The organism is Bacillus sp. JJ864 (assembly GCF_036963045.1).
GTDB lineage: Bacteria > Bacillota > Bacilli > Bacillales > Bacillaceae_G > Bacillus_A > Bacillus_A pseudomycoides_C.
Genome location: NZ_JBALLY010000052.1, coordinates 37,099 through 63,041, shown reverse-complemented (window position 1 = coordinate 63,041; position 25,943 = coordinate 37,099). Strand labels below are relative to the sequence as shown.

At 37.5% G+C, this 25,943-nt stretch carries 27 protein-coding genes; 26 read left to right on the top strand and 1 reads right to left on the bottom strand.

All coding sequences use genetic code 11. From position 1 onward, the window contains the following. The first annotated feature begins 3 nt into the window (after window positions 1-3). The 5 genes from pknB to spoVM all read left to right on the top strand — a co-directional run bounded on the left by pknB (window position 4) and on the right by spoVM (window position 4,497). Window positions 4-1,974, top strand: a complete 1,971-nt coding sequence (pknB, locus tag V7024_RS09695) for a Stk1 family PASTA domain-containing Ser/Thr kinase (protein ID WP_335518881.1) — start codon at window positions 4-6, stop codon at window positions 1,972-1,974. 118 nt (window positions 1,975-2,092) lie between these two features. Continuing rightward, window positions 2,093-2,974 carry a ribosome small subunit-dependent GTPase A gene (gene rsgA, locus V7024_RS09690; protein WP_335518879.1) on the top strand — a complete coding sequence of 294 codons (882 nt, stop codon included), beginning with the start codon at window positions 2,093-2,095 and terminating at the stop codon, window positions 2,972-2,974. Window positions 2,975-2,976: 2 nt separating this feature from the next. Next, window positions 2,977-3,621, top strand: a complete 645-nt coding sequence (gene rpe / locus V7024_RS09685; RefSeq protein ID WP_335518877.1) for a ribulose-phosphate 3-epimerase — start codon at window positions 2,977-2,979, stop codon at window positions 3,619-3,621. An 89-nt stretch (window positions 3,622-3,710) separates the two neighbouring features. Beyond that, entirely contained in the window at window positions 3,711-4,352 is a 642-nt protein-coding gene (locus V7024_RS09680) for a thiamine diphosphokinase (RefSeq protein WP_335518874.1), read from the top strand. A 64-nt stretch (window positions 4,353-4,416) separates the two neighbouring features. Continuing rightward, window positions 4,417-4,497: a stage V sporulation protein SpoVM gene (spoVM, locus tag V7024_RS09675; protein ID WP_020059192.1), complete on the top strand. Its 81-nt coding sequence runs from the start codon at window positions 4,417-4,419 to the stop codon at window positions 4,495-4,497. Between the two features lie 71 nt (window positions 4,498-4,568). Here spoVM and rpmB read toward each other — a convergent pair whose 3' ends face one another. After that, complete coding sequence (gene rpmB / locus V7024_RS09670) at window positions 4,569-4,757, bottom strand: 50S ribosomal protein L28 (RefSeq protein ID WP_000124776.1); 189 nt, start codon at window positions 4,755-4,757, stop codon at window positions 4,569-4,571. A 376-nt stretch (window positions 4,758-5,133) separates the two neighbouring features. Here rpmB and V7024_RS09665 point away from each other — a divergent pair, with 376 nt between their 5' ends. The 21 genes from V7024_RS09665 (at window position 5,134) to V7024_RS09565 (ending at window position 25,866) form a co-directional block, all read left to right on the top strand. Beyond that, a complete protein-coding gene (locus V7024_RS09665) occupies window positions 5,134-5,496 on the top strand; it encodes an Asp23/Gls24 family envelope stress response protein (protein WP_000021111.1) in 363 nt (120 codons plus the stop codon). A gap of 22 nt (window positions 5,497-5,518) precedes the next feature. After that, window positions 5,519-7,195 (top strand): DAK2 domain-containing protein, encoded by a 1,677-nt coding sequence (locus tag V7024_RS09660; RefSeq protein WP_335518870.1) that lies wholly within the window; start codon window positions 5,519-5,521, stop codon window positions 7,193-7,195. 523 nt (window positions 7,196-7,718) lie between these two features. Further along, window positions 7,719-9,767, top strand: coding sequence for an ATP-dependent DNA helicase RecG (gene recG, locus V7024_RS09655; RefSeq protein ID WP_335518868.1), 2,049 nt, complete (start codon window positions 7,719-7,721; stop codon window positions 9,765-9,767). An 87-nt stretch (window positions 9,768-9,854) separates the two neighbouring features. Next, a complete protein-coding gene (fapR, locus tag V7024_RS09650; protein ID WP_272188169.1) occupies window positions 9,855-10,445 on the top strand; it encodes a transcription factor FapR in 591 nt (196 codons plus the stop codon). Next, window positions 10,442-11,434: a phosphate acyltransferase PlsX gene (plsX, locus tag V7024_RS09645; protein WP_335518861.1), complete on the top strand. Its 993-nt coding sequence runs from the start codon at window positions 10,442-10,444 to the stop codon at window positions 11,432-11,434. Before fapR ends, plsX begins: the two co-directional genes overlap by 4 nt. Window positions 11,435-11,449: 15 nt before the next feature. Continuing rightward, a complete protein-coding gene (gene fabD / locus V7024_RS09640) occupies window positions 11,450-12,394 on the top strand; it encodes an ACP S-malonyltransferase (RefSeq protein ID WP_335518856.1) in 945 nt (314 codons plus the stop codon). Next, the gene (gene fabG, locus V7024_RS09635; protein ID WP_335518854.1) at window positions 12,394-13,137 is read left to right on the top strand and encodes a 3-oxoacyl-[acyl-carrier-protein] reductase; all 744 of its coding nucleotides are present in this window, start codon (window positions 12,394-12,396) and stop codon (window positions 13,135-13,137) included. Before fabD ends, fabG begins: the two co-directional genes overlap by 1 nt. A gap of 132 nt (window positions 13,138-13,269) precedes the next feature. Further along, a complete protein-coding gene (gene acpP / locus V7024_RS09630; protein WP_020059185.1) occupies window positions 13,270-13,503 on the top strand; it encodes an acyl carrier protein in 234 nt (77 codons plus the stop codon). Between the two features lie 60 nt (window positions 13,504-13,563). Then, window positions 13,564-14,301, top strand: a complete 738-nt coding sequence (gene rnc, locus V7024_RS09625; protein WP_020059184.1) for a ribonuclease III — start codon at window positions 13,564-13,566, stop codon at window positions 14,299-14,301. A 55-nt stretch (window positions 14,302-14,356) separates the two neighbouring features. Beyond that, entirely contained in the window at window positions 14,357-17,926 is a 3,570-nt protein-coding gene (gene smc, locus V7024_RS09620; protein ID WP_335518849.1) for a chromosome segregation protein SMC, read from the top strand. A gap of 15 nt (window positions 17,927-17,941) precedes the next feature. Further along, window positions 17,942-18,931: a signal recognition particle-docking protein FtsY gene (gene ftsY, locus V7024_RS09615; RefSeq protein WP_335518846.1), complete on the top strand. Its 990-nt coding sequence runs from the start codon at window positions 17,942-17,944 to the stop codon at window positions 18,929-18,931. A gap of 291 nt (window positions 18,932-19,222) precedes the next feature. Then, window positions 19,223-19,555, top strand: a complete 333-nt coding sequence (locus V7024_RS09610) for a putative DNA-binding protein (RefSeq protein ID WP_251227791.1) — start codon at window positions 19,223-19,225, stop codon at window positions 19,553-19,555. A gap of 12 nt (window positions 19,556-19,567) precedes the next feature. Beyond that, a complete protein-coding gene (ffh, locus tag V7024_RS09605) occupies window positions 19,568-20,917 on the top strand; it encodes a signal recognition particle protein (protein WP_335518839.1) in 1,350 nt (449 codons plus the stop codon). Window positions 20,918-21,018: 101 nt separating this feature from the next. Further along, on the top strand, window positions 21,019-21,291 hold the full coding sequence (gene rpsP / locus V7024_RS09600) for a 30S ribosomal protein S16 (protein ID WP_098916229.1): 273 nt from the start codon (window positions 21,019-21,021) through the stop codon (window positions 21,289-21,291). A 14-nt stretch (window positions 21,292-21,305) separates the two neighbouring features. Continuing rightward, window positions 21,306-21,533, top strand: a complete 228-nt coding sequence (locus tag V7024_RS09595; protein WP_335518837.1) for a KH domain-containing protein — start codon at window positions 21,306-21,308, stop codon at window positions 21,531-21,533. Between the two features lie 120 nt (window positions 21,534-21,653). After that, on the top strand, window positions 21,654-22,169 hold the full coding sequence (rimM, locus tag V7024_RS09590; RefSeq protein WP_335518833.1) for a ribosome maturation factor RimM: 516 nt from the start codon (window positions 21,654-21,656) through the stop codon (window positions 22,167-22,169). Next, on the top strand, window positions 22,169-22,903 hold the full coding sequence (trmD, locus tag V7024_RS09585; RefSeq protein ID WP_335518830.1) for a tRNA (guanosine(37)-N1)-methyltransferase TrmD: 735 nt from the start codon (window positions 22,169-22,171) through the stop codon (window positions 22,901-22,903). Before rimM ends, trmD begins: the two co-directional genes overlap by 1 nt. Window positions 22,904-23,044: 141 nt before the next feature. Further along, a complete protein-coding gene (rplS, locus tag V7024_RS09580; RefSeq protein WP_098309676.1) occupies window positions 23,045-23,389 on the top strand; it encodes a 50S ribosomal protein L19 in 345 nt (114 codons plus the stop codon). A gap of 99 nt (window positions 23,390-23,488) precedes the next feature. Further along, on the top strand, window positions 23,489-24,040 hold the full coding sequence (gene lepB / locus V7024_RS09575) for a signal peptidase I (protein WP_306196087.1): 552 nt from the start codon (window positions 23,489-23,491) through the stop codon (window positions 24,038-24,040). A gap of 22 nt (window positions 24,041-24,062) precedes the next feature. Further along, a complete protein-coding gene (gene ylqF / locus V7024_RS09570; protein ID WP_335518826.1) occupies window positions 24,063-24,926 on the top strand; it encodes a ribosome biogenesis GTPase YlqF in 864 nt (287 codons plus the stop codon). 166 nt (window positions 24,927-25,092) lie between these two features. Further along, window positions 25,093-25,866: a ribonuclease HII gene (locus V7024_RS09565; RefSeq protein WP_335518823.1), complete on the top strand. Its 774-nt coding sequence runs from the start codon at window positions 25,093-25,095 to the stop codon at window positions 25,864-25,866. Window positions 25,867-25,943 lie beyond the last annotated feature (77 nt).

The window sequence follows — 25,943 nt, the reverse complement described above, 5'->3', positions numbered from 1 at the left end:
AACGTGATGATTGGAAGACGCCTAAATGACCGTTACAAGCTACTTAAAATGATTGGCGGCGGGGGAATGGCCAATGTATATTTGGCGCATGATGACATACTCGATCGCGATGTAGCTGTAAAAATGTTGCGGCTTGACTATTCAAATAATGAGGAATTTATTAAGCGTTTCCATCGAGAAGCACAGTCGGTTACAACGTTATCGCATCCAAATATTGTGAATATGTATGATGTTGGAGAAGAAGATGGAATCTATTATCTTGTTATGGAATATGTACCAGGTCAAACGTTAAAACAATACATACAACAGCGAGGGCTTCTTCCTGTAGAAGAAGCGATTGCTATTATGGAACAGTTAACTGCTGCGATGGCTCATGCGCATCATTTTGAAATTGTCCACCGTGATATTAAGCCTCACAATATTTTAATTCGAAATGATGGTGTTGTAAAGGTTACAGATTTTGGAATCGCAACTGCGACAAGTGCAACCACTATAACACACACAAATTCTGTTCTTGGTTCTGTTCATTATTTATCTCCTGAACAGGCAAGAGGTGGTGTTGCAAATAAACAATCAGACATTTATTCTCTTGGAATTGTAATGTTTGAACTATTAACTGGAAGGCCGCCATTTTCCGGAGAATCTGCTGTTTCTATTGCACTTAAACATTTACAAAATGAAACACCATCTCCAAAAAGGTGGAATCCTGATATTCCGCAAAGTGTAGAAAATATTATTTTAAAAGCAACAGCGAAAGATCCGTTTCATCGTTATCAGTCTGTAAATGCAATGAGACGTGATATTGAAACTGCATTATATCCAGAGCGAATAAATGAACAACCTTTTCATATACCAGAAGATATGGAAGCGACAAAAGCGATTCCTATCATTCAGCAGGAACAGTTATTAAATACAAATACTGAAGAAACAATTATTTTATCTGGAAAGTCGAAAGAAAAAAAGCAGCAGGACGAATCAGAAAAAGAACAAAAAAAGAAAAAAAGTAATCGTTGGCTTAAAATTTTGTTGACGACCTTCCTATTTTTAGTTGTTTGTGGAATACTGGCAGTGACGGTTATTCCAGGTTTCTTTATTCCAAAGGAAGTCAAAGTGCCAGATGTGTCTGGTATGACATATGAAAAAGCAGTGAATACGCTCGTGAATAAAGGATTCGAATTGACATCGCCGCCGCAAGTTATATATACAAATGAAGTGGAAGAAGGTAAGGTTATTAAAACAAGTCCAGCAGCAGGGCGAGTTGTACGAGAAAATACAAAAATTACGATTTTTCAATCAGGTGGAAAGCAAAAGAAAAAAATGCCCAATTTAATAGGGAAAGATTATGAAAAGATTAAAGACGAATTGACTCCATATAAAGGGGTTGTTCCTTATTATATTGAAAGTGAAAAGCCGCAAGATGAAATTGTAGTACAAAGTCCAGAAGAAGGACAATCTATTGTAGAAGAAGAGCAAGAGGTAAAGGTGTGGATTAGTAAAGGGCCGAAACAAATTCGACTCGCTGATTTTACTGGTTGGACAGAAAGTAGCGTGAACAGCTATTTAAGTGAGAAAAAGCTTGTGCCAGAAATAAAGAGAGAGTATTCCAATACAGTGGATAAGGGGCTTGTTATTTCACAATCACCAAAGCCAGAGACGAATTTAAAAGAAGGCGCAAAAGTAACAATTACTGTCTCTGAAGGACAGAAAGAAAAACCAACAAAAATTGTAAAAGTTGACAATATTCCAATTCAGTATCAAGGGCCAGCAACTGGAGAGAAAACACCGCAAAAGATTGAAATATATAAAGAAGATATGCAAACCACTATGGATAAACCGTTTGAAGCGAGAACAATAACGGAGTCAACGACAGTCTCTCTTGAGTTTATTATTCAAGAAGGAAAAAAAGGGCGTTACAAAATTGTTCGTGATGGAACGACCTTAATTGAAAAAGAAGTTTTGTACCCAACGCAATAAAGTGAAATTCCTATTAAAAATAATGATAAATGGTGAGTTGAACGAATCTCGTTCTAAAGTCTATTATGAATAGCTATTTTTATGTCTTTTAGAACAAGATAAATAAAGGAGAGAATGTATGCCAGAAGGGAAAATTATAAAAGCTTTAAGTGGGTTCTACTATGTGCAGCATGAAGAAGGAATCACACAGTGCCGAGGACGTGGTGTATTTCGTAAGCATAAGATTACACCGCTTGTTGGTGATCAAGTTGTATTTCAAGCTGATAATCCGAGTGAAGGATATGTTCTAGAAATATTAGAACGAAAAAATGAGCTTGTGCGTCCGCCGATTGCGAATATTGATCAAGCACTTCTTGTGTTTTCAGCTGTTGAGCCAGAATTCAATCCATTACTATTAGATCGGTTTTTAGTTTTAATTGAGTTTCATAATATTAAGCCGATTATATGTATTAGTAAGATGGATTTAGTAGATGCGAAAACACGTGAAATGATTGAGGTATATGCAAAAGATTACATGGCAATTGGATATGATGTTGTATTCACTTCAACGACAACATCAGAAAGTATAGAAGTGTTAAAGCCGTTTTTAGAAGGGTGTGTTTCCGTTGTAGCAGGTCAATCTGGTGTAGGGAAATCTTCGCTTTTAAATGTATTACGTCCAGATTTGGCGCTAAAAACGAATGAGATTTCAGCTCATTTAGGACGAGGTAAGCATACGACAAGACATGTAGAATTAATTGAAGTAGGGAGTGGGCTTGTGGCGGATACACCTGGATTTAGTTCACTCGATTTCATCGATATAGAAGTAGAAGATCTCACATATTGTTTTCCAGAGTTGAAAGAACAGAGTCAATACTGTAAATTTAGAGGTTGTACACATCTTTCTGAACCGAAGTGTGCGGTGAAAGAAGCGGTAGAAGAAGGGAATATTACAAGCTATCGTTATGAGCACTATGTGCAATTTATTGAAGAAATTAGAGAGAGAAAGCCGAGGTATTAATTATGATTAAAATTGCACCATCGATTTTATCAGCAGATTTTTCAAGATTGGGAGAAGAAATTAAAGATGTAGAAAAAGGCGGAGCAGATTACATACATGTCGATGTAATGGACGGACATTTTGTTCCAAACATTACAATTGGACCATTAATTGTGGAAGCTATTCGCCCAATTACTTCTTTACCATTAGATGTTCATCTTATGATTGAAAATCCGGATCAGTATATTGAGACTTTTGCGAAAGCAGGAGCGGACATTATTACGGTACATGTAGAAGCTTGCCCGCACTTACATCGTACGATTCAATTAATTAAATCACAAGGCATTAAAGCAGGTGTAGTTTTAAATCCACATACACCAGTTTCCATGATTGAACACGTATTAGAAGATATCGATATGGTGCTACTTATGACTGTAAACCCGGGGTTTGGCGGACAAAAATTCATTCATTCTGTATTGCCGAAAGTTAGACAAGTTGCCGATATGATTCGTGAACGTAATTTACAAGTAGAGATTGAAATTGATGGCGGCGTGAATACAGAAACAGCAAAACTATGTGTAGAAGCAGGAGCAAATGTTCTTGTTGCTGGATCTGCAGTATATAATGAAAAAGATCGCGGAGCAGCAATTGCTGCGATTCGTGGATAAGAATAAAGCGGTAGATAGGAAATTTATTTAAAAGAAAAGGTAATCTAGCTATTAGCAGATTGCCTTTTTTCTATAGGAGGAGAGAGAACGTGATTATTCATATTTTAGCTGGGGGTCCAGTAGAGTGCTGGGCAGATTTTTCTAAATATGAGAGTGAAAAGGTTATATGGGCAGCTGTTGATCGCGGAGTATACCATTTGTTACAGTTTGGAATCATGCCAGAAGTAGCGTTTGGTGATTATGATTCTGTTACAAAAGAGGAACTAGTATGGATGCAAAAGCAAAAACATGATTTGCATATTGTTCCTAAAGAAAAGGATCAAACTGATTTAGAGATTGCGATTAACTGGGCTTTAAAGCAACAATCAGAACAAATTCGTATTTTTGGTGCAACAGGTGGAAGATTGGATCATAGTTTAGCAAACATTCAAATGTTAATAAAAGGTTTACAATCCAATACCAATATAAGCATTGTAGATTATAAAAATGAAATTTCAGTTAAGGAATCCGGTACATATACAATTGAAGAAAATTCATCATTTCCTTACATATCTTTTGTTCCGGTGACAGAAATAGTAACGGGAATTACACTTCGTGGCTTTAAATATCCTCTTACTGATAAAACGATAAAATGGGGATCGACACTTTGTATTAGTAATGAACTCGTTGCGGAAAAAGGTACTTTTTCATTTACCTCTGGCATATTAATGGTGATAAGAAGCACTGATTGAAGAAATACTTCTGTTGCTGCGTCTATAGTAAACAAGTGGAGTAATGGGGGGTAGGAGGGAAACCATGAGATTTTATACAATTAAGTTACCGAAATTTCTTGGTGGAATTGTTCGCGCGGTATTGAATACCTTTAAAAAAGGATAAAAAGCACCTATTACCGGTGCTTTTTTCATGAGCATAATAAAAAAAGAGCCAACAGGCTCTCTTTTTTATTATTAAACACGTTCGATTTTGCCAGATTTTAATGCTCTAGCAGAAACGTAAACACGTTGAACTTTACCGTCAATGCGTACGCGAACTTTTTGAAGGTTAGCGCCCCATTTACGTTTTGTAGCGTTCATTGCGTGAGAACGAGAGTTACCAGAACGAGCTTTTCTTCCAGTAATAGCACAAACACGAGCCATCTATATTTCCCTCCCTTAACTACCGTAACCTACGTAATTTTCAATGTTAGTCTTTTATGCGATACTAAAAACACTACTATAATTTAACACAACTAAAAAGAGAATGCAACAGTGTATAAAAAAGAAATCAAGAAAAATTACTTGACACTATACGTAAGAAATCAAAAGCTGAAATCAAGAAAAATCACTTGACATATTGTAGTGGTATATGTTGTATAATAACAATGGACTATTTTGCTCACCATAAAAAAGTGCTGTTTAATTATATAAATGTGAGAGCGAAAAGAAAGAACGATGGAATTTTCTTTAAAAAGATTATATGATAGTAAATAAAGTAGTCTAGCTCACTTTCACCATTTCAGAAGGGGGAAACGAGATGTCAATTGAAATTAAGACAAAGTACGGTCAAATTGATATTAGTACAGATGTAATTGCAACAATTGCTGGAGGCGCTGCAGTAGACTGTTACGGCATCGTCGGTATGGCTTCTAAAAACCAATTAAAAGATGGCTTGACAGAAATTTTACGAAAAGAAAACTTCACTAGAGGCGTTATTGTTCGTAAAGACGAAGATGAAGTACATATTGATATGTATATTATCGTGAGCTATGGTACAAAAATTTCAGAGGTAGCACATAACGTCCAAACGAAAGTGAAATATACACTTGATCAAACGGTAGGACTAGCAGTAGATTCTGTAAACATCTACGTACAAGGAGTTAAAGTAATAAACTTGTAATGTGCATTAAGGAGGAAGAACTGTGTCAATTCAAAAAATTGATGGAAAACGTTTGTCACAAATGATTATACAAGGAGCAAATAATTTAACAAACAACGTTCAACTTGTTGATGCTTTAAACGTTTTTCCAGTTCCAGATGGCGATACGGGTACAAATATGAACTTATCGATGACTTCAGGAGCGCGTGAGGTGAAAGGAAATCCTTCACAACATGCTGGTAAAGTCGGAGTAAGTTTAGCCAAAGGATTATTAATGGGAGCGCGTGGTAACTCAGGTGTTATTTTATCTCAGTTGTTCCGTGGTTTTTCAAAATCTATTGAGCAAAAAGAAGAATTAACAACAATTGATTTTGCTGATGCGTTAGAAGCGGGCGTAGAAACCGCGTATAAAGCGGTTATGAAGCCGATTGAAGGAACAATTTTAACTGTTGCAAGGGAAACGAGTAAACATGCAGTCACAGTTGCGAAAAAACAGCGCGACTTTGTTTCATTTATGGAAGAAGTTGTGAAAGAAGCGAATGCATCATTAAATCGTACACCTGATTTATTACCTGTATTAAAGCAAGTTGGTGTTGTAGATAGCGGTGGGAAAGGTCTTGTTGTCGTTTATGAAGGATTTCTAGCGGACTTAAAAGGTGAAACGATCTCCTCGAATGAACCAACACAACCATCTATGAACGACATGGTACGTGCAGAACATCACCGCAGTGTACAAAGCCAATTGAGTACAGAGGATATTAAATACGGTTACTGCACAGAGTTTATGGTTAAGTTAGACGAAGAGAAAATGAAAGAACATAATTTCTCTGAGCAAAAATTCCGTGAAGAGATTAGTGTGTATGGCGATTCATTGCTTGTTGTATCTGATGATGAAATCGTAAAAGTTCATATTCATGCTGAGCATCCTGGAGATGCGATGAACTATGGACAACGTTATGGAAGCTTAATCAAAATTAAAGTAGAGAATATGCGTGAACAACATACTGCTTTATTAGATGAGCCTGCGGCGATGCATGTAGAAGTACAACACCCTGCAGAAAAACAGACTTATGGAATTGTAACAGTGGCAATGGGTTCTGGTATTAAAGAATTGTTTGAAAGCATCGGTGCAACGGTAGTCATTGAAGGCGGTCAAACGATGAATCCAAGTACAGAAGATATTGTAAAAGCAATTGAAGAGGCGAATGCAGAAAAAGTTATCATATTACCGAACAATGGTAATATTGTAATGGCTGCAGAGCAAGCAGCTTCTGTAATGGACCAAGAAGTAATTGTTGTTCGTTCGAAAACAGTTCCACAAGGTATGGCAGCGATGCTTGCATTCAATCCAGCAGGAACTCTTGAAGAAAACGAAGCGCAAATGAACGAAGCACTTGCTCATGTGAAAACAGGCCAAATCACGTATGCGGTTCGTGATACAGAAATTGATGGTGTAACAATTAATAAAGATGACTTCATGTGCATTGCAGATGGGAAAATTGTATCAACAGATGTAGAGAAAATTACAGCTGCGAAAAAGCTGTTAGAAAATATGCTTGATGAAGATGCAGAAATTTTAACAATTTTACAGGGTGAAGATGCATCAGAAGCAGAAGTAGATGCATTAGTAACATTTGTAGAAGAAAAATTTGAAGATGTAGAAGTGGAAGTTCATAATGGAAATCAACCTTTATATTCTTTCATTTTTTCTGTAGAATAAAGTGAAAACTTTATTATGAAGTTTTATTTCTGTTTAAAATGTGATTACTCTATTATGAGATGAACAAATATAAATGATGAGAGGGCCTTGCTAGCAGATGCAGTGAGGCTCTCTTTCTTTTGGGGAATAAAGTAAAACTTTTGTCAGTAGAGTTTTCTTTATCCCTAGCTTATGGTTCGTTGAAGCAATTGGGGGAGCTACCCATGCATAGAAACGATCAGAGGGTTTTGACCGCATGAAAGGTTTAAAACAAAAAGAGAAAGCGAGCGGGTACAGATCATTTTGTATTTTGCATAGTAGGACTTATATGTCGAAAAATTAAAATGAATGTATGTAAGATTAGGGAAAGGTGAAATGGCTACTCTGCTTTCTTGATGCTATGGTAGAATAGGAGAGGTAGTGATTGTGTATTCAACGTGAAAACAGAAATACGTAATCCATTGTTGAGATATAACCTACAAGTACAGAAGATGTGTGTTATATATAAAAGGTTAGGAATAAGATTTGACGGGGCGTGAAGATCTTGAATGAAGTGGTGCAAATTCCAATTACGGATGTGAAAGGGATTGGAGAAGAAACAGCTGTATTACTAAATGAGATGGGGATTTTTGCGGTTTCTGATTTACTAGAGCATTTTCCGTATCGTTATGAAGACTATGCGATGAAAGATTTGGCTGAAGTTAAACATGAAGAACGAGTAACTGTGGAAGGGAAAGTACATAGTGAACCTCTACTGCAATATTATGGAAAAAAGAAATCTCGTCTTACTGTACGTGTTCTCGTTGGGCGTTATTTAATTACAGCTGTTTGCTTTAACAGACCCTACTATAAGCAGAAATTAAATATTGATGAAACGGTAACAATATCTGGGAAATGGGATCAACATCGTCAAACGATTTCAGTATCTGAACTTCACTTTGGGCCGGTTGTTCGTCAACAAGAAGTAGAACCAGTATATTCAATTAAAGGAAAATTGACGGTAAAACAAATGCGTCGCTTTATTGCAGGGGCGTTTAAAGAGTATGGTTCTTTTGTGAAAGAAGTGTTACCAGAAGGGTTGTTATCGCGTTATAAGTTATTATCTCGTTATGAAGCACTATATGCCTTGCATTTTCCTAGTGGACAAGAAGATATGAAACAGGCGCGTCGCCGCTTCGTATATGAAGAGTTTTTCTTGTTCCAATTGAAGATGCAAGCACTTCGCAAAATGGAGCGAGAAAGTTCGAAGGGAACAAAAAAAGATATATCTCTTAAACAATTAGAAGAGTTTATTGGAGCTCTTCCTTTTCCGTTAACGAATGCGCAGCAGCGTGTTGTTACAGAAATTATGAAAGATTTGCAGTCCCCGTATCGAATGAATCGTTTACTACAAGGTGATGTAGGTTCTGGGAAAACGGTAGTGGCTGCAATTGCTTTGTATGCTGCCAAATTAGCTGGATATCAAGGGGCATTAATGGTACCGACAGAAATTTTAGCAGAGCAGCACTATCAATCTTTAGTATCTATATTTTCTCATTTTAATATGAACATTGAATTATTAACAAGCTCTGTAAAGGGAGCGCGTCGCCGCGAGATACTAGCTAGACTAGAACAAGGAGAAATCGATATTCTCGTTGGAACGCATGCTTTAATTCAAAATGAAGTCATATTTCACAGGCTTGGGCTTGTAATTACGGATGAACAACATCGCTTCGGTGTAGCGCAGCGTCGTGTGTTAAGGGAAAAAGGTGAAAATCCAGATGTTTTATTTATGACAGCAACACCAATTCCTCGTACATTAGCAATTACTGCGTTTGGTGAAATGGATGTATCCATTATTGATGAGATGCCGGCTGGTCGTAAAGTCATTGAAACATACTGGGCGAAACATGATATGTTTGAACGTGTTCTTGGATTTGTAGAGAAAGAAGTAAAAAAAGGACGACAAGCGTATGTCATTTGTCCATTAATTGAAGAATCAGAGAAACTGGATGTGCAAAATGCAATTGATTTGCATAGTATGTTGACTCATCATTATCAAGGGGAATTTCAAGTTGGTCTGATGCATGGCCGCCTTTCTTCTCAGGAGAAAGATGAAGTAATGCATCAGTTTAGTGAAAATAAAGTACAAATTCTTATTTCGACAACGGTTGTAGAAGTTGGTGTGAACGTACCGAATGCAACAACGATGGTTATTTATGATGCAGAACGTTTTGGGTTATCACAACTTCACCAACTTCGTGGTCGTGTGGGACGTGGAAGTGAACAATCTTATTGTATTTTAATTGCTGATCCGAAATCGGAAACAGGAAAAGAACGCATGCGTATTATGACAGAGACAAATGATGGATTTGTCCTATCGGAAAAAGATTTAGAATTGCGTGGTCCTGGGGATTTCTTTGGGAGTAAGCAAAGTGGTTTACCTGTATTTAAATTAGCTGATATGGTACATGATTATCGAGCGTTAGAAACAGCAAGGCAAGACGCTGCGCTACTTGTTGATTCGACTGCTTTTTGGCAAAGCGAACAGTATGAAATGCTGCGGAGGTATTTAGAAAAATCAGGTGTTTTTCAAGGAGAAAAGCTGGATTAAAGCGCAAGAAGTAAAAAAATGTTGCATTCTGTATTTAATGCTTATATACTACTGTTAGTACCTAGTCATAAAAATGGATGGTGCGGAATGAAAAAGAGAAGGAAAAAAGAAAGACAAGAGCTGTTACAACAAACAATAGAAGCAAATCCGTTTATTACGGATGAAGAATTAGCTGAACAATTTCAAGTGAGTATTCAAACAATTCGTCTCGATCGAATGGAACTTTCGATTCCAGAATTACGAGAACGAATAAAACATGTGGCAACGAAACAACATGAAGAAGATGTAAAATCTTTACCACTTGATGAAGTGGTAGGAGAAATTATTGATATAGAATTAGATAGACATGCGATTTCTATTTTTGAAGTGAAAGTAGAACATGTCTTTAAACGTAATCAAATTGCTCGAGGGCATCATTTATTTGCGCAAGCAAACTCATTAGCTGTTGCGGTTATTGATGAAGAATTAGCTTTAACTGCGAAGTCTACCATTCGATATATTCGTCCTGTAAAATTGGGAGAGCGTGTTGTTGCAAAAGCGCGTGTTGAAGATGTAGAGAATGATAAAGGACGGACGGTTGTCAAAGTGCAAAGTTTTGTTGGAGATGAACTTGTTTTTGCTGGCACTTTTGAAATGTATCGATCTAGTAACTATAGTGAGGAAGGTAACAACTTATGAGAATCGCAATAGATGCGATGGGCGGCGATCATGCGCCGAAATCTGTCGTACTTGGAGCAATGAAAGCAATTAAGCAATATTCAGATTTACATATTACTTTAGTTGGAAAAGAAGATGAAATTCGCAAATATTTAACAAGCGAAGAGCGTATTACAGTGCTGCACACAGATGAAGTAATTGAAGGGACAGATGAGCCGGTACGAGCAGTGCGCCGGAAAAAACAAGCTTCCATGGTACTTGCTGCGCAGCAAGTAAAAGAAGGTGCAGCCGATGCTTGTATTTCAGCTGGGAATACAGGGGCTCTTATGGCAGCTGGATTGTTTGTAGTAGGACGTATAGAAGGGATAGAGCGCCCTGCTCTTTCTCCGACGATGCCAACAGTAGATGGAAAAGGCTTTGTTATGCTAGATGTTGGCGCAAATGTCGATGCGAAAGCAATTCATTTGTACCAATATGCTGTAATGGGGTCTGTATATGCGGAGAAAGTAAGAGGGATTTCTAATCCTCGCGTAGGTCTTTTGAATGTTGGAACTGAGGACGGAAAAGGAAACGAGCTTTCTAAACAAGTCTTTGCAATGCTAAAAGATGCGCCGCTTAACTTTGTTGGAAACGTAGAATCACGAGACTTATTGCAAGGTGTAGCTGACGTGGTTGTTTGTGACGGATTTACAGGAAATATTGCTCTTAAAACGTTAGAGGGGACTGCAATATCTTTATTCTCAATGCTGAAAGAGCAATTAATGAGTTCATTTACAAGCAAACTAGCGGCAGCGGTATTAAAACCAAAATTAATGGTATTAAAAGATAAAATGGATTATTCAGAGTATGGAGGAGCAGCTTTATTTGGATTGAAAGCTCCTGTCATCAAAGCACATGGTTCTTCAAATGATCAATCAATTTTTAGTGCGATTCGTCAAACTCGGGAAATGGTAGCAAAGGAAGTTATTCCTACTATTCAGAGTGTAATGGAGGAAGAAGCGCTTCAATAATGAGGAGGGTTTGAAATGGGAAAACTGGCATTTCTTTTTCCAGGACAAGGTTCACAAGCAGTTGGAATGGGAAGTCAATTAGCAGAAAGTTATGAAGAGGCTACAAAAGTATTTCGTCAAGCTGATGAAATTTTAAAGGATTCTCTTTCATCGCTTATTTTTGAAGGACCTCAAGAAGCATTGACGTTAACGACCAATGCACAACCGGCATTGGTAACGACAAGTATTGCGATTTTAAAGGTATTGGAGCAGTACGATATTACACCTGATTATGTTGCAGGACATAGTTTAGGTGAATATAGTGCGCTAGTAGCAGCAGGTGCTCTATCATTTGAAGATGGTGTATATGCTGTTAGAAAACGTGGCGAATACATGGAAGAGGCTGTGCCAAATGGTGAAGGTGCCATGGCAGCTATTTTGGGAGCAGATCCTGATATGTTAAAGCAGGTAACTGAGGAAGTGACACATGAAGGTTATCCTGTTCAAGTTGCGAATATGAATAGCACAAAGCAAATCGTAATTTCTGGTACAAAGCAAGGTGTAGAATTGGCTTCAGAAAGAGCGAAAGAAAACGGTGCAAAGCGTGCAGTTCCACTACGTGTTAGCGGTCCATTTCATTCATCACTTATGAAACCAGCGGCTGAGAGGTTTCGAGGCGTGCTAAATGAAATTAAGATTGAAGATGCAAAAATTCCGGTAGTTGCAAATGTAACAGCAGATTGTATTACGCGTAAAGAAGACATTCAAGAAAAATTAATTGAGCAACTCTATTCCCCCGTATTATGGTACCCATCCATTGAACGTATGGTAGAGCTTGGTGTAGATACATTTATTGAAATTGGGCCTGGGAAAGTTTTAGCTGGTCTTATGAAATCAATCGCTCCGTCTGCGAAAGTATATGCGATATACGATGAGGAGACAATGAAAGATACCATTTCGAAACTGAGAGGAGAAGGCTAATGTTATTAAAAGACAAAGTTGCGTTAGTAACGGGAGCATCTCGCGGAATTGGCCGTGCAATTGCAATAGATTTGGCAAAACAAGGTGCAAAAGTAGTTGTAAACTACGCAGGAAACGAATTGAAAGCAAATGAAGTTGTTGATGAGATTAAAAATTTAGGTTCAGAAGCAATTGCAGTAAAAGCAAATGTTGCAAGTAGCGAAGAAGTAGCTGACATGGTAAAACAAACTGTTGATACATTTGGTCAAATTGACATTCTTGTAAATAACGCTGGTATTACGAAAGATAATTTGTTAATACGTATGAAAGAGGAAGAATGGGATACGGTTATTAATACAAACTTAAAAGGTGTCTTTTTATGTACAAAGGCTGTATCTCGTTATATGATGCGTCAACGTCATGGACGCATTATTAATATCGCTTCCGTTGTCGGTGTTACTGGAAATCCAGGACAAGCAAACTACGTTGCAGCAAAAGCTGGTGTAATTGGATTAACAAAAACTTCAGCAAAAGAGCTAGCAAGTCGTAATATTACAGTGAATGCGATTGCTCCTGGATTTATCGTAACAGATATGACAGATGTATTGGCGGAAGATGTAAAGAGCGAAATGCTAAAGTTAATTCCAATTGCAAAATTTGGAGAAGCTGAAGATATTTCAAATGCAGTTGCCTTTTTAGCATCAGATGCGAGTCGTTATATTACTGGACAAACACTTCATGTTGACGGCGGCATGGTGATGTAAGGGAAGAAACTATAGAAATAGGTTGATTTCATCTCGTTTTTCTGTACAATATTAAATATGATGTCTTGAGGAGAGCGGATGAATTTAAAACAGTAATTGTTTGTCTATACTTTTTAAAGGAGGTGAATGAATATGGCAGACGTTTTAGAGCGTGTAACGAAAATCATCGTAGATCGTCTAGGAGTAGACGAAACAGAGGTAACACCAGCTGCGAACTTTAAAGAAGATTTAGGTGCTGATTCCTTAGATGTAGTAGAACTTGTAATGCAGTTAGAAGATGAGTTTGAAATGGAAATTTCTGATGAGGAAGCAGAAAAGATTGCTACTGTTGGCGATGCTGTGACTTACATAGAGAGTCATCTATAATGCTTGATAAAGTCCCGTTTATATACGGGGCTTTCTCAGCATATATACCTGGAGGGACCTATGCCGTACAGAAAGTATAGAGATAAGAAGCATGAAACTAAATATCGAGAGGCTTTTAAAAAGTTTCAAGAGAAAATAGGTATTACATTTACAAATGAAAAGTTGTTGATTCAAGCATTTACGCATTCATCGTATGTGAATGAGCATCGAAAAAAGCCACATGAAGATAACGAGCGTCTTGAATTTCTTGGAGATGCGGTATTAGAACTGACAGTTTCGCAATACTTGTTTCAAAAATATCCGACAATGAGTGAGGGCGAATTAACAAAACTTCGCGCTGCTATTGTATGTGAACCTTCTCTCGTTCGCTTTGCAAATGAGCTATCATTTGGAAATCTTGTCCTTTTAGGAAAGGGAGAGGAAATGACAGGAGGGCGTGAACGTCCAGCATTATTAGCGGATGTCTTTGAAGCGTTTGTTGGCGCACTTTACCTCGACCAAGGTTTGGAAAAGGTATGGGGATTTTTAAAAACAGTTGTTTATCCAAAAATTAATGAAGGTGCTTTTTCTCATGTGATGGATTTTAAAAGTCAACTACAAGAGTTAATTCAGCGTGATGGTAGCGGGAATATAGAATATCAAATTCTGCAAGAAAAAGGACCGGCTCATAACCGAGAATTTGTATCGCGCGTTACACTAAATGGCGAATCATTAGGTCTTGGAAGTGGGAAGTCTAAGAAAGAGGCAGAACAGCATGCTGCCCAAGAAGCGTTAGAAAAATTAAAAGAGAACTTATAGCGAATCCCCCTTAACTTTAGGGGGATTCCTTGTGCATAAAGGGGGAAGGCCTTTCGTGTTTTTAAAACGATTAGAAATAGTAGGATTTAAATCTTTCGCAGAACGTGTGTCGATTGACTTTGTACCAGGTGTAACGTCTGTAGTAGGGCCGAATGGAAGCGGGAAAAGTAATATTACAGATGCAATTCGTTGGGTGCTGGGTGAACAATCTGTAAAATCGCTTCGCGGTGCGAAAATGGAAGACATTATTTTTTCAGGCAGTGATACACGTAAAGCATTAAATATTGCAGAAGTCACATTAACATTAAATAATGAGGATCAACGTCTACCAATTGAATATAACGAAGTAAGTGTAACGAGACGAGTATATCGTTCTGGAGATAGTGATTTTCTTATTAATAAACAGTCTTGTCGTTTAAAAGATATCGTTGATTTATTCATGGACTCAGGTATGGGACGTGAAGCGTTTTCTATTATCAGTCAGGGTAAAGTGGAAGAAATTTTAAGCAGCAAAGCAGAAGATCGTCGTAGTGTTTTTGAAGAAGCGGCTGGTGTGTTGAAATATAAAATTCGCAAGAAGAAAGCGGAAGGGAAATTAGCGGAGACGCAAGATAATTTAAATCGTGTAGAAGATATTATTCATGAATTAAGTACGCAAATTGAACCTCTTGAAAGACAAGCTTCTATTGCAAAAGATTATCTTGAGAAAAAAGATGAACTAGAAAAAGTTGAAACGGCATTAATTGTGTATGAAATTGAAGAATTACATGAAAAATGGGAAGCGCTTCGTGAGCAATTTAAACATAACAAAGATGAAGAAGTGAAGGTATCGACGCATCTTCAAAAAGATGAAGCGGATTTAGAAGAAATACGCGGAAATGTACAAGCTATTGATGAGTCCATTCAATCTTTACAAGAAGTTCTTCTTCTTTCTAGTAAAGAACTTGAAAAGTTAGAAGGGCAACGTGAGCTGCTGAAAGAAAGAAAGAACAATGCAACAACACATTGCGCGCAGTTAGAAGCATCCATTCATGAATTAACAGAAAAAGTTTCTGTATATGAAGGAAGTGCCATGCAAGGAACAGAAGAATTGATGGAATTAGCAAGTCATGTGAAAGAGTTAGAACAGAAACTGCATGATAGCGAACGATTGTTGTCTACATATGAACAAAATTTAGATGAGAAAATTGAACATTTAAAAGGGGATTATATTGAACTTTTAAATCAACAGGCAAGCTATCGAAATGAACTTTCAATGTTAGAGGAACAATTTAAACAGCGAGATTTCAAAAATCAGCGTATTGACGAAGAAAATGAAAAATATGTGCAGATGCGCATAGGCATTGCGCAGAAAAAATCAACTTTCGTTGAAAAATATGAACATATAAAAGAACAAATTACAAATCTGTTGTCAAGCATGCAGCAAACGGAAACTGCACTTGGGAAATGTAAAGATCAATATAGTGAAAATGAGACAAAGCTGTATCAAGCATATCAATATCTTCAGCAAGCTCGTTCTCGTAAAGAAATGCTTGAAGAAATGCAAGAAGATTATTCCGGATTTTACCAAGGTGTCCGTGAAGTGTTAAAAGCGCGTGATAGTCAGTTGCATGGTATTGAAGGTGCGGTTGCAGAGCTTCTTACTGTACCGAAAAAATATGAGGTAGCGATGGAAATCGCACTTGGGGCAGCAATGCAACATGTGGTTGTACAAACGGAAGAACATGCACGCCGAGCTATTACATTTTTAAAGCAAAACCGCCATGGCCGTGCGACCTTTTTACCGCAAAGTGTTATAAAGGGTCGAGCGCTTAATACAGAGCAACTTCGCATGATAAGTCAGCATTCGTCATTTATAGGGATAGCTTCAGAGCTTGTACAGTACGATAATAAATATGAAAATGTAATTACAAATTTATTAGGTACAGTATTAGTTGCCCATGATTTAAAAGGTGCAAATGAATTAGCGAAGCAGCTGCAGTATCGTTATCGTATTGTTACATTAGAAGGGGATCTTGTGAATCCTGGTGGTTCTATGACAGGCGGTGCTGTGAAGCAAACAAATTCTTCTTTATTAGGACGTCAACGGGAATTGGAAGAGTGGAATGAAAAGTTGACAGATATGGAAGAAAAGACTGAGAAGCTAGAGAACTTTGTTAAAGCGCTAAAACAAGAAATACAAGAAAAAGAAGTGAAGTTGAAAGAACTACGACAAAATATTGATGAAAAGCGCGTAGACGAACAAAAATACAAAGAAGAGATGAATCAGTTAGAGCTTGAAGAACATCGCATTAATGAGCGCTTATCTATTTATGATTTAGAACTAGAAGGATATTTGCAAGATCAAGCGAAGATACAAGGGCGAAAAACTGAGCTAGAAGAAACGCTTACTGAGCTGCAAGGAAAAATTACGGAACTCGATATGACGATTACAGAGTTAACACAACAAAAGAATGAGCAGCATTCTTCGAAGGAAAAAGTTCAGAAAGAGATTACAGAGCTAAAAGTACAAGCGGCTGAAAAGCATCAACGATTATCAAACCAAAAAGAAACAGTAGAACGCCTTACAAAAGAACGAGATGAAACGAAAAAGAATCTTATAAAGACAAAAGAAGATTTAGCATTCTTAAAACAAGAAATGACATCGAATTCTAGCGGTGAAGAGCAAATTACAAGTATGATTGAAAAGAAAACACACGATAGAAATCAAACTGTGGAATTAATTAGCTCACGCCGTGAACAACGTCTTGGTTTACAAGGGCGATTAGAACATCTAGAGTTAGAGGTAAAAGAAGCGAAACGCAGGCATAAATACTTACTTGATGTATTAAAAGATCAAGAAGTGAAAATAAATCGTTTAGACGTGGAGTTAGAAAATCGCTTGCAACACTTACGGGAAACGTATACCATTTCTTTTGAAGCTGCGAAACAAAAGTATACGATGACAATGTCTAGCGAGGAAGCTCGTAAAAAAGTGAAATTAATTAAACTATCCATTGAAGAACTCGGTACAGTAAATATAGGTGCTATTGATGAATTTGAGCGCGTATCTGAGCGTCATACGTTCTTATTAGAGCAACGGGATGATTTGCAAGAGGCAAAATCAACGCTGCATCAAGTAATTGACGAGATGGATGAAGAAATGAAAAAGCGTTTTTCTTATACATTCCAAGCAATTCGTACAGAATTCCAGCTAGTATTTAGTGAGTTATTTGGCGGTGGGCGTGCAGACTTGGTTATGACAAACCCGAAAGATTTATTAAATACAGGGATTGATATTGTTGCACAACCACCAGGGAAAAAGTTGCAAAATTTAGGTCTTCTTTCTGGAGGAGAACGAGCATTGACGGCTATTGCGTTGCTATTTGGTATTTTAAAAGTTCGTCCTGTACCGTTTTGTGTGCTAGATGAAGTTGAAGCAGCATTAGATGAGGCGAACGTTGCTCGGTTTGCACAGTATTTGAAAAGATTTAGTAATGAAACGCAGTTTATTGTTATTACGCACCGAAAGGGTACGATGGAAGAATCTGATGTATTATATGGTGTAACGATGCAAGAGTCTGGTGTGTCCAAGCTTGTTTCCGTTCGTTTAGATGATGGGGAAGAGCTTGTTACGAGCAAATAGAAAGGATGGAAAAGAATGAGTTTTTTAAAAAAATTAAAAGAAAAAATTTCAAAGCAAACAGATACGGTAACAGAGAAGTTTAAACATGGTTTAGAAAAAACAAGAAATTCTTTTGCAGAAAAAGTAAATGATTTAGTATATCGTTATCGGAAAGTTGACGAAGAATTCTTCGAAGAGTTAGAGGAAATTTTAATTGGTGCGGATGTGGGTGTGTCCGTAGTAATGGAGTTAATTGACCAATTAAGAGATGAAGTGAAGCGTCGTAATATTCAAGACCCAAAAGAAGTACAAGCTGTTATCTCTGAAAAATTAGTTGAGATTTATAAAGGTAACGGTAATTTTAATAATGAATTAAATGTGCAAGATAACGCATTGACAGTTATTTTATTTGTCGGAGTAAACGGAGTTGGAAAAACAACGACGATTGGAAAAATGGCACATAAATTTAAATCGGACGGCAAATCTGTATTATTGGCAGCTGGCGACACATTCCGTGCTGGGGCGATCGAGCAGCTAGAAGTGTGGGGAGAGCGTGTTGATGTAGATGTAATTAAACAAGGATCAGGTTCTGACCCGGCGGCTGTTATGTACGATGCAATTCAGGCTGCAAAATCGCGAAAAGTGGATGTTTTGTTATGTGATACGGCAGGTCGTTTGCAAAATAAAGTCAACTTAATGAAAGAGTTAGAGAAAGTAAAACGTGTAATCGAACGTGAAGTTCCTGGAGCTCCTCATGAAGTATTACTTGTCATTGATGCAACAACAGGGCAAAATGGTTTAAGCCAAGCGAAGACATTCCGCGAGGCGACAAATGTAACGGGAATTGTCTTAACGAAATTGGACGGAACTGCTAAAGGTGGAATTGTATTAGCAATTCGTAATGAGATGGATGTACCGGTGAAATTTGTTGGTCTGGGAGAACAAATGGATGACTTGCAAGCATTTGACCCAGAACAATATGTATATGGATTATTTGGGGACCTTGTAGAAACAGAAGCAGAATAAAGTGAAGGTTTGATTCGTGCTAGTTTTTATCTATAGAAATACAAATTAAAAACTAACACAAAAATCCTTTTCGTTTGAAGTGAGCGGGAGCATCCGCCTCATAGAAGCGATCAGGGCTCTTTCCTGCTACGTGCAAGAGCTTAAAACATATGTAGAAAAAGAAGGAGCGGTGTTTACCGCTTCTTCTTTTGAATATAAATTAAGATGTTAAGAAAAAAACTTGACACACCTTTGCTCTCCATGTAAACTAATTCATGTAAAGGTAATTCACTTAACAAAGGGTGATTCAACATGCTCGAAAAAACAACGAGAATGAATTATTTGTTTGATTTTTATCAATCGTTGTTAACGCCAAAACAAAGAAGTTATATGTCACTTTACTATCTTGATGATCTATCGCTTGGTGAAATTGCAGAAGAATTTGAAGTAAGTCGCCAAGCAGTGTATGATAACATTAAACGGACAGAAGCGATGCTTGAAGAATATGAAGAAAAGTTAGTGTTACTTCAAAAGTTTCAAGAAAGGCAGCAACTTGTTGCAAAGTTAAAGCAGCTAATCAGCGAAGAAGAGCATGTAGATGAACAAGTAAAACAAGTTGTTGAAGCTATCGAAAATTTAGATTAGGAGGGCGGCAATATGGCATTTGAAGGATTAGCCGACCGACTTCAACAGACAATGCAAAAAATTCGCGGCAAAGGGAAAGTATCCGAAGCCGATGTGAAAGAAATGATGAGAGAAGTTCGTCTTGCACTTTTAGAAGCAGACGTTAACTTTAAAGTAGTAAAAGATTTTGTAAAGCGTGTGTCTGAACGTGCTGTCGGACAAGATGTAATGAAAAGTTTAACGCCTGGACAGCAAGTTATTAAAGTAGTACAGGAAGAACTTACAGAATTAATGGGCGGAGAACAGAGTAAAATTGCTGTCTCTAACCGTCCGCCAACTGTTATTATGATGGTAGGTTTGCAAGGTGCGGGGAAAACGACTACAACAGGTAAGCTTGCGAATTTACTTCGTAAAAAGCATAATCGGAAACCGATGCTTGTTGCAGCTGATATTTATCGTCCAGCGGCAATTAAGCAGCTTGAAACACTCGGTAAACAATTGGATATGCCAGTTTTCTCTTTAGGAGACAAAGTAAGTCCTGTTGAAATCGCAAAACAAGCAATTGCAGAAGCAAAAGAAGATCACCATGATTATGTTCTTATTGATACAGCAGGTCGTCTGCATATTGATGAAGAGCTTATGGATGAATTAGCACAAGTGAAGGAAGTAGCGAAACCGGATGAAATATTCCTTGTTGTTGATGCAATGACAGGACAAGATGCGGTTAACGTTGCACAAAGTTTCCATGAACAGCTTGGTTTAACAGGTGTGGTATTAACGAAATTAGATGGTGATACGCGCGGAGGTGCAGCGCTATCTATTAAAGCTGTTACAAACACACCAATTAAATTTGCTGGTATGGGTGAGAAATTAGATGCACTAGAGGCATTTCATCCAGAACGTATGGCATCGCGTATTTTAGGTATGGGTGATGTTCTGACGTTAATTGAAAAGGCGCAGGCGACAGTTGATGAAGAAAAAGCAAGAGAACTTGAGCAAAAAATGCGCACACTTTCCTTTACGTTGGATGATTTTCTAGAGCAACTAGGACAAGTGCGTCAATTAGGACCACTTGATGAGCTACTGAATATGCTTCCTGGTGCTGGGAAAATTAAAGGATTAAAAAATGTCCAAGTTGATGAAAAGCAAATTGGACACATTGAAGCGATTATTCGCTCAATGACAAAAATAGAGCGTGAACAACCGGAAATGATTAACGCTAGTCGTAAGAAACGTATTGCTAAAGGTAGTGGTACAACTGTACAAGAGATCAATCGTCTTTTGAAGCAATTTGAAGATATGAAAAAGATGATGAAAACGATGTCTGGTATGCAAAAAGGTAAGAAAAAAGGACTAGGTGGTTTGAAGTTTCCATTTATGTAAGGAAAAAAAGATGGCTCTGTTAAGAAATTTTACTTTACAAAGGGTCACTCTTTTTGCTAATATTATTATCTGTGTGAAATATATTCGGAGGTGCTTTATAAATGGCAGTTAAAATTCGTTTAAAACGTATGGGAGCTAAAAAATCTCCTTTCTATCGTGTAGTTGTTGCAGATTCTCGTTCTCCTCGTGACGGACGTTTCATCGAGGAAATCGGAACTTACAATCCAGTTGCTGAGCCAGCTGAAATTAAAATCAACGAAGAAGCAGCATTAAAATGGTTAGGAAACGGTGCGAAACCATCTGATACAGTTCGTAACCTTTTCTCTAAGCAAGGCATCATGGAGAAATTCCATTTAGCTAAACAAGGTAAGTAATTGAAGCAATGGCTATGTCAGGGTTAATCGAAACAATTGTTAAACCCCTTGTGGATCATCCTGAAGATGTAAAGGTTACAAAGGAACTGTACAACGGAGAGATGAAGTATCGATTAACCGTACATCCTGAGGATGTGGGTAAAGTCATTGGGAAACAAGGGCGGGTTGCAAAGGCAATTCGAACGATCTTATATGCAGCGGGACATCATCAAAATGAAAAAGTCACGCTGGAAATTCAATAAGTACGAAAAGGGCGAGGATCTGTTCCTCACCCTTTTTTAACATTTTAAGATAAATCGCATCTTCAGCAAAGAGAATGGAGATGCTAACGACATATATCGAACAGGGGTGACGTGCTGTTTATGACGAAATGGTTTAATGTAGGGAAAATTGTAAATACTCACGGTGTTAGAGGAGAAGTGCGTGTCGTTTCGCGTACAGATTTTCCAGAAGAGCGTTATAAAGTAGGAAACACATTATACATATGGCAAGAGAAAGCTACTGAGCCATTAGCTGTAAAGATTACTTCTCATCGTAGTCATAAGTCTTTTGATTTATTGACATTCGAAGGCTATAACAATGTAAATGAAGTAGAACAATGGAAAGGTTCTTTATTAAAAGTCCCAGAGGACCAGCTTGGAGAATTGGCTGAAGGAGAGTATTATTATCACGAAATTATTGGTTGTACGGTTGTAACAGAAGACGGAGAGACAATTGGTACAATTAAAGAAGTTCTTTCTCCTGGCGCAAACGACGTTTGGGTCATTAAACAGCCAAAAGGCCAAGATATTTTAATCCCGTATATTGAGGAAGTTGTCTTACAAGTAAACATCAATGAACAGCTTGTGACCATTCACGTGATGGAAGGATTACTGTAATGAAAATTGATATTTTAACATTGTTTCCAGAAATGTTTTCAGGTGTATTTGGTTCTTCTATATTAAAAAAAGCACAAGAAAAAGAAGCAGTACAGCTAAGAGTTGTTAATTTTCGTGATTATTCAACTAATAAGCATAATAGTGTGGATGATTACCCGTATGGCGGGGGAGCTGGAATGGTATTAACACCACAACCTATTTTTGATGCTGTAGAAGAGTTAACGAAGGAAACGGAGCGTAAACCACGCGTTGTGTTAATGTGTCCGCAAGGAGAGCGTTTTACCCAAAGAAAAGCTGAAGAATTAGCTGAAGAAGAACATATCATTTTCATTTGTGGCCATTATGAAGGGTATGATGAGCGTGTTCGTGAGCATCTTGTAACCGATGAAATTTCAATAGGTGATTATGTATTAACGGGTGGAGAATTGGCATCTATGGTTATTACAGATAGCGTTGTTCGCTTATTACCTGATGTTTTAGGAAATCAACAATCACAAATAGAAGATTCATTTAGTACAGGCTTACTAGAACATCCACATTATACAAGACCAGCGGATTTTCGTGGAATGAAAGTACCGGATATACTTCTGTCTGGAAATCATAAATATATTGAAGAATGGCGTCATAAAGAATCATTGCGCCGTACCTTTATGCGTCGCCCTGATTTATTAGAGGAATGTAATTTAACTAAACAAGAGGAAAAATGGTTAGTAGAATTTAAAGAAGAGAAGTAAAAAATGCTATTGCAACAAACTGAACAATATGCTATTATAACACTTGTGCTACTTATAGAGGGTAGCCGTTAACAACGGTGTTCCGCTGCAATTTATGAAATGACTTTGTATGAGCATCTGTTTGGAAGGAGAGAATTGAATATGCAACAATTAATCGCAGATATTACAAAAAATCAATTAAAAACTGATTTACCTTCATTCCGTCCTGGTGATACTTTACGTGTACACGTAAAAGTAGTAGAGGGTACTCGTGAGAGAATTCAGATTTTTGAAGGTGTTGTAATTAAACGTCGTGGTGGCGGAATTAGCGAAACATTCACAGTTCGTAAGATTTCTTACGGTGTAGGTGTTGAACGTACATTCCCAGTTCACACGCCAAGAATCGCGAAAATCGAAGTACTTCGCCGTGGTAAAGTACGTCGTGCTAAGTTATACTACTTACGTAACCTTCGCGGTAAAAAAGCACGTATTAAAGAAATTCGATAAGACATGTATGGGAGCTTGTATTTGCAAGCTCCCTTTTTCCAATCTAGCTGTGTTTTTACTTACATACAAACAGCTTACATAACCGTGGAGGGGAATCGCATGACGAAACAAAAAAGTACGCTTTGGGAATGGACAAAAGCTATTTTGATTGCTGTTGTCTTAGCTTGGATTATTAGACAATTTTTCTTTGCGCCGATTCTTGTAGACGGTGTATCTATGTCACCGACTCTTCATGATCGTGATCGTATGATTGTCAATAAAATAGGTTATCACATTGGAGAACCAAAACGCTTTGATATCATTGTGTTTCAAGCAACCGAAGATAAGGATTACATTAAACGTATCATTGGTTTGCCTGGTGATCAGATAGAATATCGAAACGACACACTCTATATTAACGGAAAACCGTATGAGGAGCCGTATTTAGATAAGCAGAAAAAGCAGCTTGCTGATGGTCCATTAACGTATGATTTTAAGCTTGAAGAAATTACAGGGAAGACAACAGTTCCAAAGGGAGAATTATTTGTATTAGGAGATAATCGCCGTTTTAGTAAGGATAGTCGTACAATTGGAACAATTTCAATAGACCAAGTAATTGGAAAAGCTAATATATTGTATTGGCCATTCGAAGATGCACGTATTGTAAAATGAATGTAGAAAAGAAGGTGGAAGTATGGTAATTCAATGGTTTCCTGGTCATATGGCTAAAGCAAGGCGCCAAGTAACAGAGAAATTAAAATTAATCGATGTGGTAATTGAACTTGTTGATGCAAGGTTGCCATTATCATCACGAAATCCAATGATTGATGAAATTATTACGCACAAGCCAAGACTTGTTGTTTTAAATAAAGCCGATATGGCAGATGATCGTGTAACAAAAGAATGGATTGCTTATTTTGGAGAACAAGGCCATAAAGCAATCTCTATCAACGCGCAAGCTGGACAAGGTATGAAAGAAATTACAGCAGCTTGTAAAGAGCTTGTTAAAGAAAAGTTTGATAAAATGATTGCAAAAGGTATTAAACCAAGAGCAATTCGTGCTTTAATTGTTGGTATTCCGAACGTTGGAAAATCGACATTAATTAATAAATTAGTGAAGAAAAATATTGCGAAAACGGGCGATCGTCCAGGTGTAACAACGGCGCAGCAATGGATTAAAGTAGGGAAAGAAATGGAACTATTAGATACGCCTGGTATTTTATGGCCAAAATTTGAGGATGAAATGGTTGGACTTCGTCTTGCAACGACTGGAGCAATTAAAGATTCTATTTTAAATTTGCAAGATGTGGCTGTGTATGCCCTTCGCTTTATGGAGAAACAGTATCCAGAACGTTTGAAAGATCGTTATAAGTTAAATGAAATTCCAGAAGATATTGTAGAACTATTTGATGCGATTGGAAAAAATAGAGGCTGTTTAATGGGCGGGGGACTTGTTGATTATGATAAAACATCAGAACTTGTTCTTCGTGAGCTTCGCGGTGGCAAACTTGGAAAAATGACATTTGAAATACCAGAAGAAATCGTGGAAGAAGCATAGAGTGCCCCTTCTATTTCGTTCACTTCATTTTATGAATTATACGGGTAGTTATTTTAGCCTAGCGTCTTTTATTTTTTCGAATGCAAAGATAAGGCTCGTTAATATTAACTGGGGGAGAAAAGGCACGCTATTGCGCGCCTTTTCTTACTTGTAGGAGGAACTACATATGTCTAAAAAACAAACAATTCAAGAAATCGAAACTTTATTGCAAGAAATTGAAAAGGAAGACGACGAGCGTTTTCGTATGTTATTAGCAGACGAACGAAAAGGTGTGCAGAGACTTATTTTGAAATGGAAAAAACAGAAAGAGGATAAAGAAAAAGAAAGACAAAAATTTGCTGAGATGTCAACATATGAGAATGCCCTTCGTCAAAAGGGAATTGAATCTATTGCTGGTATTGATGAAGTCGGAAGAGGGCCATTAGCAGGACCTGTTGTTGCGGCTGCTGTTGTGCTCCCAGAAGATTTCTATATGCCTGGTTTGAATGATTCGAAAAAACTGAGTGAGGCGAAGCGTGAGCAGTTTTATGAAGGAATTAAAGAGCGGGCGCTCGCAATTGGGATTGGAATTATTCCGTCTCACGTTATTGATGAGATAAATATTTATCAAGCGACGAAACAAGCGATGTTAGAGGCTGTAAGTAATTTATCATGCAAACCAGAGCATTTGCTAATTGATGCAATGGAACTTCCGACTTCTACACCGCAAACGTCTATTATTAAGGGAGATGCGAAAAGTATTTCGATTTCAGCTGCATCTATCATTGCGAAAGTCACGAGAGATCGCATGATGAAGGAACTTGGAAAACGGTATCCACAGTATGGATTTGAGCAACATATGGGTTATGGAACGAAACAACATTTACAAGCGATTGAAGGTTATGGTGTGTTAGATGAGCACCGAAAAACGTTTGCTCCAATTAAAGATATGATTGAATAATAAGTTGTGAATTTGCAGCTTATTTTTTTATTTTTGTATATTAACATTATTATTTTCAAAAAAGAATAAAGCGATTT